The sequence below is a fragment of the Salinimicrobium gaetbulicola genome, assembly GCF_042676025.1.
GTDB classification, from domain to species: Bacteria; Bacteroidota; Bacteroidia; order Flavobacteriales; family Flavobacteriaceae; genus Salinimicrobium; species Salinimicrobium gaetbulicola.
Window position 1 is genome coordinate 1 of record NZ_JBHTJP010000025.1, and the last position, 791, is coordinate 791.

General features: G+C 34.6%; 1 protein-coding gene. It reads right to left on the minus strand.

What is annotated here, in order from left to right; translation table 11 throughout:
• Positions 1–105: 105 nt before the first annotated feature.
• Complete coding sequence (locus ACFQ1G_RS01355; RefSeq protein ID WP_380736442.1) at positions 106–747, minus strand: hypothetical protein; 642 nt, start codon at positions 745–747, stop codon at positions 106–108.
• Positions 748–791 lie beyond the last annotated feature (44 nt).

A 791-nucleotide genomic window follows, 5' to 3' on the forward strand; every position in this document is an offset into this window, starting at 1 on the left:
TTGTCGGTTAAGTTATCTTTTTAAAGGTAGTCAAAAATGTCATTTTTCGATGGTCTGCCGCTATTTGCTCGTTAACCGATGTTATGCCCAGGCTTTTTTATTTAATTAACTTGTCGTAAAGTAATTAATCATCAATTCATTTCCTTTTCGCCACTTTATCCAACCTGATTTTATAGCTGTTTTGCTGTCAGTAAAATTTTCATCACAGTATTCAGGTGTCGTAATTTCAATCCAATCTCCGTTCATTGATTTGACAACAAAACAATCCGTTCCTTGATATTTTAATTTTTGTGAATTATCTGTTGGTTCGGTTCTAATTTGTTGAGGAAAACTTGGATGCCGCTCCACGCTGAACATATCTTTTAGATATTCTTCCCAATTTTTGAACTCTGTTGAATGAGTGTTTTTTAACCAATAAGATTTCTCGGTTTCATTGTTTACAATTATCTCGAACCAATTGTCAGAGTTAGTTAAACAACGAAAGGTGAATGCGTAATAGTCCAACCAAAAAACCTCTGGTTTCAGCCATTCCTTTTGTTTGTCAAGCCCTTTGATATTCCAACTGTTTATATTCTTATCGTCAAAAAATTCAATAATCCTATCGGATTCTTTTGATAAAGTGTCTGAATAAAACTCCAAAACTGTTTTGTCGTCAAAATGGATCGAGACTAATCCGATTCCAAGGTCAGTTTGTGACCGCATTTGAATCGAGATTAAGAGGAGTATGTTAATTAAAAGTAGTCTCATTTTTTAGCTTGGGCATAACGTTCCCGGTTAACGCAAGTAGCGGA